The organism is Bradyrhizobium sp. USDA 376, from assembly GCF_054063675.1.
Genome location: NZ_JBSSGN010000001.1, coordinates 4,867,397 through 4,880,542, shown reverse-complemented (window position 1 = coordinate 4,880,542; position 13,146 = coordinate 4,867,397). Strand labels below are relative to the sequence as shown.

The window sequence follows — 13,146 nt, the reverse complement described above, 5'->3', positions numbered from 1 at the left end:
ACCAAGGGCCCTGTTCGGCCTCCCGTCAAGCCCGGGAAGGCCTCAAGCGCCGGGCGCTGGCGGCGGGGTCAGGAGATAGCCGAGGCCGCGGACGGTCTGGATGATATCGACGTCGAGCTTCTTGCGGATGCGGCCGACAAACACCTCGATCGTATTCGAGTCGCGGTCAAAATCCTGGTCGTAGAGATGCTCGACCAGCTCGGTGCGGGAGACGACGCGCCCGGAATGGTGCATCAGGTAGGCCAGAAGCCGATATTCGTGCGACGTCATCTTGACGGGGTTGCCTGACACGCTGACCCGGCCGGTCCTGGTGTCGAGGGTAACAGGGCCGCAGCTCAGCTCGCTCTGGGCATGGCCGGTGGAGCGGCGCAGCAGCGCGCGGATGCGGGCCAGCACCTCCTCCAGGTGGAACGGCTTTGCGACATAGTCGTCGGCGCCGGCGTCGAAGCCTTGCACCTTGTCGCTCCAGCGATCGCGCGCGGTCAGGATCAGGACCGGCATGGTGCGGCCGTTGCGGCGCCAGGCCTCCAGCACCGAGATGCCGTCCTTCTTCGGCAGGCCGATGTCGAGCACCACGGCATCGTACGGCTCGTTGTCGCCGAGATAGTGTCCCTCCTCGCCGTCAAAGGCGCGGTCGACGACATAACCGGCGTCCGTCAGCGCTTTGGTGAGCTGGCGATTGAGATCGGGGTCGTCCTCAACAACGAGCAGGCGCACGCTTCTCTCCAGACATAGGCAGCATGAACACGCCCCGAGATGAGCAATTCCGGCGTGAACTGAATATGAACGAGGGGAACCGCCGACGTTACTTTTTGGTCATATACGACCTGTCCGCCAACGCGACTGCGCCCGCCAGGCGCCGGACGAGCCGGCAGCCTGGCGGGCGCAATGTGCCGCGTTACGCGGCGATTAGGAAGGCCCGGAGCGCTCCGATCGGGCCGTCAGGTCCGGAAGAACACGAACCAGATGACGGCGAGGATCAGGATCGCCAGCCCGGTCGAGATGGCGAGCAGCGCCGCCACCGACGGTCCAAGTTCGCCCTGGCGCGCCTCGGTCGGAGTTTCGACGATCTGACGCTGCTCTCGCGTGGTTGCCATGATAACCTCGATCTCTGGATGTCGCCGCCGATGACCGCGACTTCCTCGCAGCCTTGCCTCTTCCAGCCAACGCCCGATCCGATATGATGTTCCGGCTTTTGCCATCCGATCGGGCAGCAACCACGCGCTCGGCGACCGGTTAACGCAGTTGCAAGATTCCGCGCCGAGCCGTGTATGATTCGGTGTTCCCCGATGGTATTCTTATAAGTCTGTCCCCTGTTGCGTTTGGAGTAGCCCATGGCCCCCCGCGCCAATTGGAAGGGTTTTCTGCGTTTGTCGCTCGTGACCTGCCCGGTCGCGCTCTATCCGGCCACTTCGGATACCGAGAAGGTCTCCTTCAACCAGATCAACCGCAAGACCGGTCACCGGATCAAGTACCTCAAGGTCGACGCCGAGACCGGTGACGAGGTCACTTCCGAGGACATCGTCAAGGGCTACAAGGTCGACACCGACACCTATATCGAGGTCACCAAGGACGAGCTCGACGACATCGCGCTCGACTCCACGCATACGATCGAGATCGACGAGTTCGTGCCCAAGGCCGACATCGACAACCGCTATCTGATCCGCCCCTACTATCTCGTGCCGGACGGCAAGGTCGGCCACGACGCCTTTGCGGTGATCCGCGAGACCATCCGCAGCATGGACAAGGTTGCGATCGGACGCGTGGTACTGACCAACCGCGAGCACATCATCGCGCTGGAGCCGCTCGAGAGCGGCCTGATGGGCACGCTGCTGCGCTATCCCTACGAGGTGCGCAGCGAGACGGAATACTTCGACGACATTCAGGACGTGAAGCTGACCAGGGACATGCTCGACCTTGCCAAGCACATCGTGGAGAAGAAGTCCGGCGCGTTCGAGCCCGAGCTGTTCGAGGATCACTACGAGACCGCGCTGATCGATCTCATCAACAAGAAGCGCAGCGGCATGCCCATCACCGCGAAGGCGGCGCCGAAGACGGGCGGCAACGTCATCAACCTGATGGACGCGCTGAAGAAGAGCCTCGCGAGCGAGAAGGAAGCGGCACCTGTGGCGAAGGTCGCCAAGGAGGCCGTCAAGGGCAAGAAGCCGAAGAAGCGCGTCGAGGGCCAGCGCGAGATGCTGCTGCCGATATCAGGCAAGGGCGGCAAGGACGCTGCGGCCAAGGCGGCTCCCAAGGATGCGAGCAAGGACGCCCCGAAGAAGGCCGACAAGCCAGTGCGCGCGCCGGCGCGGGCGAAGAAGGCCGGCTAGCGGCACCAAACCCTTCGATCGCGCCGTGATGTCCCTCCCCTCCGGTCGACCGGCCTGACATGCCCTGGTCGGCGGCGTTCGACGATCCGATCCCACTCTCCAATGGGCGCAAGCTGCGGACGCTGCAGGAGGCGGCCGATCACATCATGCAGCTGCCCGAGGATTCGCAGCACGCGAGCCACTGGCAGACCGCGATCGAGACCCTGATCCAGGCGGCCGAAAACGGATGGCGGCTGGATGATGTTCGCCCGCATCGCGATGCTGCGCGCGCTGAACGCGGACGCATCCCGCAAATAGCCTCAACAATCAGTTAAGCCGCGCCGCTCTTTCCGGCAGGCTTGCGCGCCGCCACGTAGTCCTACGGAAGACAAAATTAACCGTCGATTCCCGTTGCGCAGGACATGGTCGCGCCCTCGATTGAAGCCAAGGTTTGCGCGTGGTGCAGCAGCCGGACGCCAGCAAGAACTATATCGGCCTCGTGAACGACACGACCGAGGACAAACGCCTTGCCGACAGCGCTGCGCGGTCGCAGCCGCGCGTCATGGGCTATCTGGTCGGTCGCCTCGCAGCCGCGCTGAGACGCCCCGGCAAGGCCGCGTCCGGATGCGCGATCAAATCCTGAGACAGCGGCGACACGGTCGAATGCACCAGCATTGGGTGACGAAACCTTAAATCAAGGCAGTCTATAAGGTCCGGGGTCGGGACCACCGACCTTGCACTTTGGCGTGCCCGCGCCGCGAAAAACTTAGTGAATCAATTTACCATTCCGAAAACGGCACCAGCCTAAATTTGACGGATGAACAGGAGTTGACGATGGCTTTGCTCAGGTCCTTTCTTGCCGATGAAAGTGCAGCCACCGCTATCGAGTACTGCCTGATCGCCGCCGGCATCGCGCTCGCGATCGTCACTATCGTGAACAACACGGGCAGCGCACTGCTGAACAACAAGTTCAATTCGATCGACGCGGCCACGAAGTAGGCGGCATACCCGGTCCTCCGACTATCTGCGATAGCGTCGAAAGCACGGCGCCTCCACAAACTCGTCATGACGAGCGCAGCGAAGCAATCCAGAGTCCCTCTGCGGCGACAGTCTGGATTGCTTCGCTGCGCTTGCAATGACGGAGCAAGCTGCACAGCCGCCGCTTAGTTTCCGTATCCCGGACGCGCTGCAATGTCGTTCGCGTTGCGGCGCAGAACCGGGACCCACACCCCAGGGAATGCTCTCGGAGAGATAAGCTCGGCTCTGCAGCGCACCGCCGCGCGGGTCCGGGGCACGGCAGCCTCGATACGAGTTTTCAAACAGCAGACACACTTTTCCATCCTCGCGGCATGTTTCGCCCGAGCTTTGCTCTCTGATTTTGCCCTCTTCAAAGAAAGGGCGCAGGGAAGGCCGGGCACCGGCTGGCACCCGAGGTCCCGTGTGCCATAAGAAGCGCGCACGGGGTGGACGACAGGTGACGCCGGGCATCCCGGCCTTCCCTGCGCGGATGGTTTTAACGGTGTCCTTCGTGCTCTCCCCGGGGAGCGATGCACTATTGCCCCCGTCGCCATGCAGATGACTGATGCGCGCGCCCGGTCGGGCAGCTCACATCACCACAGGACTTGACGCACAGACCCCGGGCGTCAGGACCACACGACTTCTCCGTCCGCACACATCTCCGCCCGCATCCCCGACGGCTGGCGTGCGCTCGCCATCGAAGCCGAACGGGGACGCTGTCAGCGCCGTGTCGTATCGCGCTTGCGGCTGCTCACGGGATTTCCGCCCTGCAACCTGCCATGCGCGCCAACGCCGTCGCGGCCACCGCATCCCGATCCGCGTTCCGTGACGGTCGCGAAACGCCCCTTGTGGCGGGCCGGGATGTTTCGGCTTGTACGGCAAAACAGAATTTCTGTAAATACGAATATTTTGGCAAGCGGCTATGGACCCAGCGCTGGCGTGTTTTGCCCGCCGGGCAACACAAGGGATCGTAGGTCGGATGGAGCGGAGCGAATCCGGCAAGCGCCCTCCCCCAGCAAAGATCGCGAAGGTTCATCTTGGCCAAGACAATTAGTCGCAAATCAATCCGAGCTTTCTCGGCTTGCGATCAGCGTTGCGATCCGACGAAGTGCACTCTGAATGCTTGCCCAGTTCCCTGGAGCTCTCTCTTGAGTATATTCTTTGAGAGCTTCATGATAAGCTCTGGCAGCTTCCTCTAACCGTGCAATGCCTACCTCGCGCTCACCGAGCAAGGCTAGCGCAGCCCCGAGGTTATTCTGGGTCATAGCCCACTTCAGTGGTACGCGGCTCCGAGTTCTCTCTTCGAGAGCTTGACGATAAGCACTGACGGCGTGCTCCAGCCGTACCGTACCGCCCTCGCGATCGCCGAGCCTCGCTAGTGCTACCCCGAGATTGTTCTGGGTCATCGCCCATTCCAGCGGGACACGATCGCGAGTGTATTCCTCGAGCGCTTCACGATGAGCACGGATAGCTTCCTTTAGCTGGATGGTATCGCCTTCGCGCTCACCGAGACTAGATAGCGCAGTGCCGAGGTTATTCTGAGTCATAGCCCAATCCAACGGCACGCGGGCGCGGGTTCTTTCTTTGAGGGCTTCACGATAAGCAATGACTGCTTCCTTCAGCCGCACAGTACCACCCTCCCACTCGCCGATGGTCGACAGCACGTTCCCAAGATTGCTCTGGGTCATTGCCCAATCTAGAGGAGTGCGGTCGCGCGTTCTTTCCTTGAGAGATTTACGATAAGCACCGACAGCCTCCTCCAGCCGAGCGATATCGACCGCGCGGCCGCCGAGACCTTCGCCATCACGGCCAACGGCACGCGCGTGCGCTTCGACCGCGTCGACCCCGTGCCGTTCTCGCTGGACATCGGCACCACCGAGAATCTCGTGGTCCATGCCAATGGCGGCGATGACCTCATCACCGCCACCGGAAATCTCGCCGCGCTCATCACGCTGACGCTCGACGGGGGCGCCGGCAATGACACCATCCTCGGCGGCAATGGGGCGGACCGCCTGCTGGGCGGCGACGGCAACGATTTCATCGACGGCAACCAGGGCAACGACACCGCCTTGCTGGGCGCCGGCAACGATACCTTCCAGTGGGACCCCGGCGACGGCAGCGACAAGGTGGACGGTCAGGCCGGAGCCGACACCCTGCTGTTCAACGGCTCGAACATCGGTGAGAACATCACCGTTTCCGCCGCCAATGGCGGACGCGTGCTGCTGACCCGCGATGTCGGCAACATCACGATGGACCTCGACGGCATCGAGACCATCACGATCAGCGCGCGCGGCGGCAGCGACAACATCGTCGTCAACAACCTCGCTGGAACCGATGTCAAGCAGGTCAACATCGATCTCGGGTCGGCCGGGACCGGCGACGGTGCGGCCGATACGGTGACGCTCGAGGGCACGGGCAGCGCCGATACGATCCAGGTGTCCGGCTCGGGCACATCGGTGTCGGTCACGGGCTTGCCCGCCGCTCTCACCATCACCAACGCGGAAGGCGCCAACGATGCGCTCGTCATCGAGGGCCTCGGCGGCAACGACACGATCTCGGCGGCCCTGCTTGCCGCGGGGGCCGTGCACCTGACGATCGACGGCGGCGCCGGCAACGATACGATCACTGGCAGCGCCGGCGGCGACACGCTGATCGGCGGTGACGGCAATGATACCGTCGTCGGCGGCCGCGGCGACGACCTCGCGCAGCTCGGCGACGGCCGTGACCTGTTCCAGTGGAATCCGGGCGACGGCAGCGACACCGTCGATGGCGGCGCCGGCGTCGACACGCTGCGGTTCTTCGGTGCCAACATTGCCGAGAATATCGCCATTGCGGCGAACGGCGACCATGCCCGGCTCGCGCGCGACGTCGCAAACATCACGATGGACCTGCACGCCGTCGAGCACATCGATCTCCACACGCTGGGCGGCGCCGACCATATCGCGGTGGGGGATCTGACTGGGACCGACGTGACGCAGGTGAACATCGACCTCGGCGGTTCGACTGGTACGCCCGACGGCGCCCTCGATACCGTCTCGGTCGATGCCACCCAGGGCGCCGACACGTTCGGCGTCAGCGGCAATGCCGGCGGCGTGACGGTGTTCGGCCTGCACGCGACCACCAGCCTGAGCAGCATGGACGCAACCGACCAGCTGACGCTCAACGGCCTCGGCGGCGACGACGTCATCGATGCGAGCGGGCTGGCGGCCGGCGTCCTGCAGCTGACGATCAATGGCGGACTTGGCAACGACACCATCCGCGGCAGCCAGGGCGATGACGTGATCAACGGCGGCGACGGCAACGACGTCGCTCTGATGGGCGCCGGCAACGACACCTTCGTCTGGAATCCCGGCGACGACAACGACACGGTCGAGGGCCAGGGCGGCAGCGACACGCTGCTGTTCAACGGCGCCAACATCGCCGAAACCATCAACATCTTCGCGAACGGCTCGCGTGCCGAGCTGACGCGGGACGTTGCCTCGATCACGATGGACACCCACGGCGTCGAGACGATCGCGTTCAATGCCCGCGGCGGCGCCGATACGATCAATGTCGGCGACATGAGCGGGACCGACGTGACGGAGGTCAAGATCGATCTCGGCGGTGTTCCCGGCAACCCTGGCGGCGACGGCGCGGCCGACAAGATCGTGATCAACGGCACCGGCGGCGACGACGTCATCACGCTTTCGCTCAACAGCAACGGCGCGCTGGTGATCGACGGTCTGGCAAGCCAGGTCGTGATCGAGAACTTCGACTTCAACGACACCATCACCATCAACGGCCTCGGCGGCGCCGACGTGATCGAGGCGTCGGGCGTCGGTCCCGGCGGGCCGCACCTCGTTTTCGACGGCGGTGCCGGCGACGACGTGCTCATCGGCAGCGCCGGCAACGACACGCTGCTCGGCGGGCTCGGCGACGATGTGCTGATCGGCGGCGGCGGAACCGATGTGCTGGACGGGGGGCCCGGCGACAACATCGTGATCCAATCGTTGCTCGCCCATGCAAGCTTTCACGCGGGCACGCTGATCTGAGCCGGCGGTCGCGCTTCGCCCGGCGATGGCGTGTTATGCTCGCCGGGCAAGGCGCAAGGAATCGTAACCCGGATAGTGCGGAGCGCCATCCGGGCTACGACGCTTTGACGGCTGTGGGAGTCCTGATACTCTGCACGTCGTGGTTCGGCGAGCCATGCTGCCAATCGATGAACCAGAGCCGTTCGAAGGATTCTGATGAGACGCGTGACGCTCCTGGCTCTCAGCCTCATGTTTACCGGCGCATGGTCGCACAACAGCGCGAGCGCGCAGACTTCGGCGCCGCCGGTTTCGCTCGCTCCGCCCGATGCATCTCCACCACGCCCGGGTGTCAAAAATTCCAAGCCCAAAGGCGAGCCCGCACGGGCGACGACAGATAGAGCTCCGCCGGCGTCGCGCAGGGATACCTCGACATCCGTGATCGGCGTGCCTCAGCCGATGCCGAATCCGGCGGCCGACTACGACGGCTTCAGCGTCGGCACCGTCGATGACAATGACACCTCGAGCCAAGTGAGGCCGCCCGTGAGGTCACGCGCAACAAAGGACGCCAGGTCCAATCCGGATGCAAATGACCTCGATCAGGAAGATGGCGCGCTAAAGCGAAAGCTGATGATCTGCCAGAACTGCAAATAGGACGTTTGGCCATTGGCCAGCCCGAACTGCGGCTTTGGCCGTTCGCAAGTTCGTTGCCCGGATGGAGCGTCCGGGCTATCGCCCTTCCGGGGAAGTCCGCAGTACGGAAGCGCCTGTAAATGCGGCGCAAAACCCGCTGGTGAGCATCGCGCGCAAGCACGCCGCCGATAAGAACCTCATCTTTCAGCGCCTTCTCGAATCCGGAGCTGATGTTGAGGATGCCTATCAGAAGTATTGGAAGGAATTCGAAACTGGTTTCTGGGAAGTTGAGATAAGTGTTGGGCGGTTTCGCTACCCTCCTGACCGGCAAGTTGAACTCAACGGTATCCAACGGTCCTTGGTGCGGAACGAACAGCAAGCGGGCAGGTCTTGAGGCGCATGACGTACTCCTCCTAAATCGGACCTTGTTGAAAGAAGCAGGAGCGGAGTGGAGTGACGATTCAATCAGTCGGCGTTCGCAAGGACTCGCACTAATCCTCGCGGAGATTTGGGCGGTCCCCCCCAATCACCGCTCCGGCTTTGCCATTACTCGGCGACGACCGGGAAGAAAGGTAGAACTCACCGACCTCATCAACGCGGGTCTTCTGCAGCCAGGAATGTCATTAATTCCAAAGCGCAAGAAGTTCAGCCATCGTGTGGCTACGTTGTTAGCGGACGGGCGTGTAGAAGTGGATGGCGAGGCTTTTGCGACCGCCAGGGAGGCCGCAGCAGAGATCTATGGAAAGAAGACCGGGGGGTGGTGGTTCTTCCTCACCGATCCTGCGTCGGGTCGCACACTACGAGCAGTTCGCCGCGACTACATCGAAGCTATGGCTGTTGATTCTGACGATGACGAACAGGGCGACGAGGATGATGATGACGAAACATAGACGGCGCGGCGGTCCCGCCTCTGGCCGCAGCCCGGCCACCGCGCGCTTTCATGGGGATAGATCGGGGGACAGTCCGCCGTCGCGCCAAATAGGCAATATATTTCAATGATGTAACCCGGATGGAGCGCAGCGAAATCCGGGGCGCAGGTCCCGCGGATGCAGCTACTTCGGAGGTTGGCTGACGCCGTTCACCTGCCCCCAACCTCAACTGCTTCCAAGACCACGGCCGTCCGATCGGCCAGCTCGGGAATTTTGGCCAGGTAGTCCTGGTAGTGCGGCGTGGTTCGGTGAGCTTCGACGGCCGCAACGTCCCGGTACAGCTCGTCGAGAACGTAGCGATCTTCATTCGATGGGTCGCGCCAGACATCCCAATGCAGGTTGCCGGGTTCGGCCCTGGAATGCGGTGCCATGCCGACAAGCAGTGCTCTGAGTTCAGCGGACTTGCCCGGGCGAGCAACCAGGATAGCGGTGATCTTGGATGGCGATTGCGTCATTCGATAGCTCCCGATGCCAGGGTAGGCGCGACTTCGGAGATGCCGAGCCCGTTCCCTCGCGACTTGCGTCCACGGCGACATTTCAGATTTTCGCGTCACCGGTCCTGTCGCTTGAGGGCGGACAGCAACTCTTTTCCCAGCGGTCCGGCCGAAGCGGGGTTCTGCCCCGTGATGAGCCGGCCATCGACGACGACGTGAGGTTGCCAGTTGGCTGCAGACGAGTACTCGGCACCTTCTGCCCTTAACGCGTCCTCGAGCTCGTAAGGCACATCATCGCGGGCGTAGTCGTACTCTTCCTTCTTCGAGAACGACGTGAGCTTCTTGCCGCGCACGAAAGGGATGCCATCACCAAGGTCAACGCCAAGCAGCGCGCACGGCCCGTGACAAACAGCAGCGACGAGCTTGCCAGTGCTCCAGGCGCGCACGATGGCATTCTGGACCGTTGCATTGCGCTGGATGTCCACCATGGGCCCAAGACCGCCAGGCACCAGGATGGCGTCGTAGTCGGCGGCGTCCACCTCGGACAATTTGCGACTGTGATTTAGGCGGCGAAAGGCTTTGCTCGCGAGAAAATCCTTCTGAGCGGGATCCTTCTCGTCGTACGCATCGTAAGGCGTCCATCCCCCGGCCGGGGACGCGAACTCCACCGCGACCCCAGCCTTGTCGAGCACCTCGAAAGGATGGGCGACCTCGGCGAAAAAGAAGCCGGTCTTGCGACTATGCGGACCGAGCACAGCCGCGTTGGTGACGATGAAGAGAACATGTTGGGTCATGGTTTTCTCCTTTGAATAACGCTGTGCATTCGGGCGGCCAGAACATGACGACTGACCGATCAACAACTTTATTGCCGAGATCCCGTCGCCACCATCGGGTTCGCGCTGGCGCGACGCGGAGAACGGTCAGTTCGGACAGGGCTGTCCGGCCGCGCCCCACATCGCCATGTCCTTGACGTGTTCTTCGAAGGTGCCCGGCGGCGTCGAGCGGCCTGCGCCGGGGGCCCAGCCCCGGGGAATGAAGCCGTTCAGAGATGCATCGTGCCGCAAATGGTCGACGAGGCCGGCGGCGTCGCGGCCGCCATTGCGCTTGGGATCCTTCAGCTGCGCGCAGATTTCGGCACCGCTCTTGCCGAACCAGATGAAAGCCACCGGCGCGAGCTGCCAGTCGATGCCGGCGCGCGGCGGCGCCGGTGCGGGCTCGTTGGCCTGGGTCGAGGTCATGTGGCAGGTCGAGCAGGCCAGCTTCTCTGCGCCGATGCGGCTCTCGCCGCCGTGGATGTTCATGCCGTGCACGCGCGGTTTCGTTTCGCCTGCAGGCGTCCAGATCGGGATCGCCTTGGCATCGACATGGCAGTTGGCGCAGCGCGGATGCGTCACCACCGCTTCAATCCGCTTCCAGGCCTCCAGCCCCTCGGCGCGACTGACGCTGCCCGGCGGCAAGACTTCTCTTTTGCCTTCGTCCTTGGCGGCGACAATTCCGGTGAGGGCCGCAATGGCCGACGCAGCGAGAGCGAGCGCGATAAGAGATTTCTTCATGGCCCGCCTCAGACGAAATCGATGAACTTGTTGAAAGGCATTTCGCGGATGCGCTTTCCGGTCGCCGCGAAGATCGCGTTCGCAAGCGCAGGCGCGGCCGGCGGAACCGGCGGCTCGCCGACGCCCCTCACCTTCGGATCGTTCTCGAGCCCGCGAACCTCGATGACCGGGCATTGATAGATCCGCATCGCTTCGTGGTGATTGTAGTTGGTTTGCTGCACCGCGCCCTTGGCGTATGTGAGCTCGCAATTGATGGCGTGGCCGAGCCCCCAGATCACCCCGCCCTGCACCTGGTTCTCGAAGTTGACGGGATCGACGACCTTGCCGACATCGACCGCGACCCAGACCTTGTCGATCCTGATACCCTCCGGCGTCGCCGTCACCTCGACGACTTCGGCCGTCGGTGTTCCGAAGGACTCCACGAACGCAACGCCGCGGCCCCTGCCCTTGCCGAGCGGCCCCTTCCAGTCCGACATCTCCGCAACCGTCTCCAGCACCTTGCGATAGTGCGGCACGGTGCACATCGCGATGCGCGCCTTCATCGGATCGAGGCCCGCCGCATGGATCAGCTCGTCGACGAAGCTCTCGGTGAAGAAGCCCGATGTCGAGGCGCCGACCGAGCGCCACGTGGTGCTCGGCGAAAGCCCCTGCGCCTCGTAGCTCGTGGCCCGAAAATTGGGGATGTCGTAATAGACGTTCCAAAGGCCGGCGGCCAATTGCGCATCGGGATCCTTCGAGGGCGTGCCCGAACGCTCGAGCAGCCCCTTGAGCGGAGTCGTCGAAGCCAATTGCAGGTCGGCTGCGACGATCTTGCTCTTGTCAACGCTGCCGCGATGCCGGGCGATCGCGATCTGCCGCGGAATGTCCTGGAGGAAATCTTCCTCGCGCGAGAACACGAGCTTGATCGGCGTGCCCTTCATCTGATTGGCGATCTCGGCGAGAACGCGGACGTTCTCGTACTCGAGACGATGGCCGAAACTTCCACCCGCCCACTGATTGTGGAAGGTGACCTGCTCCGGCTTGAGGCCGATCGCCGTCGCCGCGACATATTGCACGAAGCGGGGGCTCTGATGGCCGACCCAGATCTCCATCCCCTTGTCGGTGACGAGGCCGATCCCGTTCAGCGGCTCGAGCGGCTGATGCGCCACATAGGGTGCGCGATATTCGGCTTCGACGAGCTTGCCCGTCTTCAGGCCGGTTTCGATATCGCCGATTTTCCGCCACTCCTTGCCGAGGAATTCAGGCTTGAACGAGGATTCCAGCACCTTCCAATGATCGGCCTGCTCGGCGGGATAGGCCGATGGCGCCCACTCGCACGCGATGGCGTCGACCGCCTTCATCGCGTACCAGCTGTTCGTCGCGATCACCGCGACGCCATTCTTGATTTCGAGGATCTTCTTGACCCCCGGCATCGCACTCGCCTTGCCGGCGTCGTATGATTTCAGCGGCTGCCCCTTGTTGGGGTTCAGCTTGACGGAGGCGTAGAGCATGCCGTCGATTTTCATATCGATGCCGAACTTCAGCTCGCCCATCACTTTTGCGCGGACGTCGAGCCGCATCATCGGCTTGCCGAGCATGCGCCATTTGGACGGGTCGCGCGGCTTGGCATCGAGCACTGGCGGAATCCTGGCGGCGTCCGCGGACAGATCGACGTAGGCGATCTTGGTCCCGTTGGGCAGGATCACATGGCCTGATTGCGTGCGCAGGTCGGCCACTGCGACGCCCGAACGCTTGGCCGCGGCGGCTTTCAGCGTCTCGCGCGCGACCGCGCCGGCAACACGCAGCTTGTCGTAGGTGTCCGGCAACGTGCTCGACCCACCGGTCATCTGCAGGCCGGCTTGTCTCAGCCATTCGAGCGTCTTGGCGCGCGCTTCCTCGGCGGCCGGACTCTGGTCCGCAGCCACGAACGGAGCGAACTCGTCCGCGAAGCCGGTGTTGAAATAAGCGGGACTGGGGCCCGCGAACCGGACTTCGAACTGGCCGGGATCGAGGTCCATCTCCTCGGCAATCATGATCGGCTGCACCGAGCCGACACCCTGGCCGATGTCGGCGTGCTGCGCGATGAGCGTGATCTTGTCCGGGCTGATCTCGACCCAGGGATTGAAGGTCACGGAGTTCGGCCCGAGGCCGGCGACCAACGGATTGCCATCGGCGCTGGTCGCGGCCGCTTCAGCAGGGCCGTAGGCACCGAAAGCGATGCCGCCTGCCACGGCGGCGGAGCCGAAAACGAAAGCCCGACGCGAAAGGGTCTGCATGTGGCCCAT

General features: G+C 63.4%; 14 protein-coding genes and 1 pseudogene. 8 read left to right on the top strand and 7 right to left on the bottom strand.

Annotated elements, in window-relative coordinates; translation table 11 throughout:
* Window positions 1-42 precede the first annotated feature (42 nt).
* Window positions 43-717 (bottom strand): response regulator transcription factor, encoded by a 675-nt coding sequence (locus ACVJ19_RS22780; RefSeq protein WP_011085905.1) that lies wholly within the window; start codon window positions 715-717, stop codon window positions 43-45.
* A gap of 224 nt (window positions 718-941) precedes the next feature.
* Window positions 942-1,097: a hypothetical protein gene (locus tag ACVJ19_RS22775; RefSeq protein WP_453951229.1), complete on the bottom strand. Its 156-nt coding sequence runs from the start codon at window positions 1,095-1,097 to the stop codon at window positions 942-944.
* Window positions 1,098-1,334: 237 nt separating this feature from the next.
* On the opposite strand from ACVJ19_RS22775, the gene ku reads away from it, so the two are divergent.
* From ku to ACVJ19_RS22755, 4 genes and pseudogenes are all read left to right on the top strand, one after another.
* On the top strand, window positions 1,335-2,330 hold the full coding sequence (gene ku / locus ACVJ19_RS22770) for a non-homologous end joining protein Ku (protein WP_453951227.1): 996 nt from the start codon (window positions 1,335-1,337) through the stop codon (window positions 2,328-2,330).
* Window positions 2,331-2,389: 59 nt separating this feature from the next.
* Window positions 2,390-2,627, top strand: a pseudogene (locus ACVJ19_RS22765) (hypothetical protein).
* 142 nt (window positions 2,628-2,769) lie between these two features.
* Window positions 2,770-2,952: a hypothetical protein gene (locus ACVJ19_RS22760; RefSeq protein WP_453951225.1), complete on the top strand. Its 183-nt coding sequence runs from the start codon at window positions 2,770-2,772 to the stop codon at window positions 2,950-2,952.
* Between the two features lie 191 nt (window positions 2,953-3,143).
* Window positions 3,144-3,308 carry a Flp family type IVb pilin gene (locus ACVJ19_RS22755; RefSeq protein ID WP_211401177.1) on the top strand — a complete coding sequence of 55 codons (165 nt, stop codon included), beginning with the start codon at window positions 3,144-3,146 and terminating at the stop codon, window positions 3,306-3,308.
* A gap of 1,079 nt (window positions 3,309-4,387) precedes the next feature.
* Here the strand turns inward: ACVJ19_RS22755 and ACVJ19_RS22750 are convergent.
* Window positions 4,388-5,014, bottom strand: a complete 627-nt coding sequence (locus ACVJ19_RS22750; RefSeq protein ID WP_453951224.1) for a tetratricopeptide repeat protein — start codon at window positions 5,012-5,014, stop codon at window positions 4,388-4,390.
* A 135-nt stretch (window positions 5,015-5,149) separates the two neighbouring features.
* Here ACVJ19_RS22750 and ACVJ19_RS22745 point away from each other — a divergent pair, with 135 nt between their 5' ends.
* From ACVJ19_RS22745 to ACVJ19_RS22730, 4 genes are all read left to right on the top strand, one after another.
* Window positions 5,150-7,357 (top strand): beta strand repeat-containing protein, encoded by a 2,208-nt coding sequence (locus ACVJ19_RS22745; protein ID WP_453951223.1) that lies wholly within the window; start codon window positions 5,150-5,152, stop codon window positions 7,355-7,357.
* Between the two features lie 414 nt (window positions 7,358-7,771).
* Window positions 7,772-7,987, top strand: coding sequence for a hypothetical protein (locus ACVJ19_RS22740; RefSeq protein ID WP_453951222.1), 216 nt, complete (start codon window positions 7,772-7,774; stop codon window positions 7,985-7,987).
* 34 nt (window positions 7,988-8,021) lie between these two features.
* The gene (locus ACVJ19_RS22735; protein ID WP_453951221.1) at window positions 8,022-8,360 is read left to right on the top strand and encodes a hypothetical protein; all 339 of its coding nucleotides are present in this window, start codon (window positions 8,022-8,024) and stop codon (window positions 8,358-8,360) included.
* Between the two features lie 31 nt (window positions 8,361-8,391).
* A complete protein-coding gene (locus ACVJ19_RS22730) occupies window positions 8,392-8,856 on the top strand; it encodes a restriction system modified-DNA reader domain-containing protein (protein WP_453951220.1) in 465 nt (154 codons plus the stop codon).
* A 188-nt stretch (window positions 8,857-9,044) separates the two neighbouring features.
* Here ACVJ19_RS22730 and ACVJ19_RS22725 read toward each other — a convergent pair whose 3' ends face one another.
* The 4 genes from ACVJ19_RS22725 to ACVJ19_RS22710 all read right to left on the bottom strand — a co-directional run bounded on the left by ACVJ19_RS22725 (window position 9,045) and on the right by ACVJ19_RS22710 (window position 13,146).
* Window positions 9,045-9,350, bottom strand: coding sequence for a putative quinol monooxygenase (locus tag ACVJ19_RS22725; protein WP_453951219.1), 306 nt, complete (start codon window positions 9,348-9,350; stop codon window positions 9,045-9,047).
* A 95-nt stretch (window positions 9,351-9,445) separates the two neighbouring features.
* Window positions 9,446-10,123 carry a type 1 glutamine amidotransferase domain-containing protein gene (locus ACVJ19_RS22720; protein ID WP_453951218.1) on the bottom strand — a complete coding sequence of 226 codons (678 nt, stop codon included), beginning with the start codon at window positions 10,121-10,123 and terminating at the stop codon, window positions 9,446-9,448.
* A 126-nt stretch (window positions 10,124-10,249) separates the two neighbouring features.
* On the bottom strand, window positions 10,250-10,882 hold the full coding sequence (locus ACVJ19_RS22715) for a hypothetical protein (protein ID WP_453951217.1): 633 nt from the start codon (window positions 10,880-10,882) through the stop codon (window positions 10,250-10,252).
* Window positions 10,883-10,890: 8 nt separating this feature from the next.
* Window positions 10,891-13,146 carry a xanthine dehydrogenase family protein molybdopterin-binding subunit gene (locus tag ACVJ19_RS22710; RefSeq protein ID WP_453951216.1) on the bottom strand — a complete coding sequence of 752 codons (2,256 nt, stop codon included), beginning with the start codon at window positions 13,144-13,146 and terminating at the stop codon, window positions 10,891-10,893.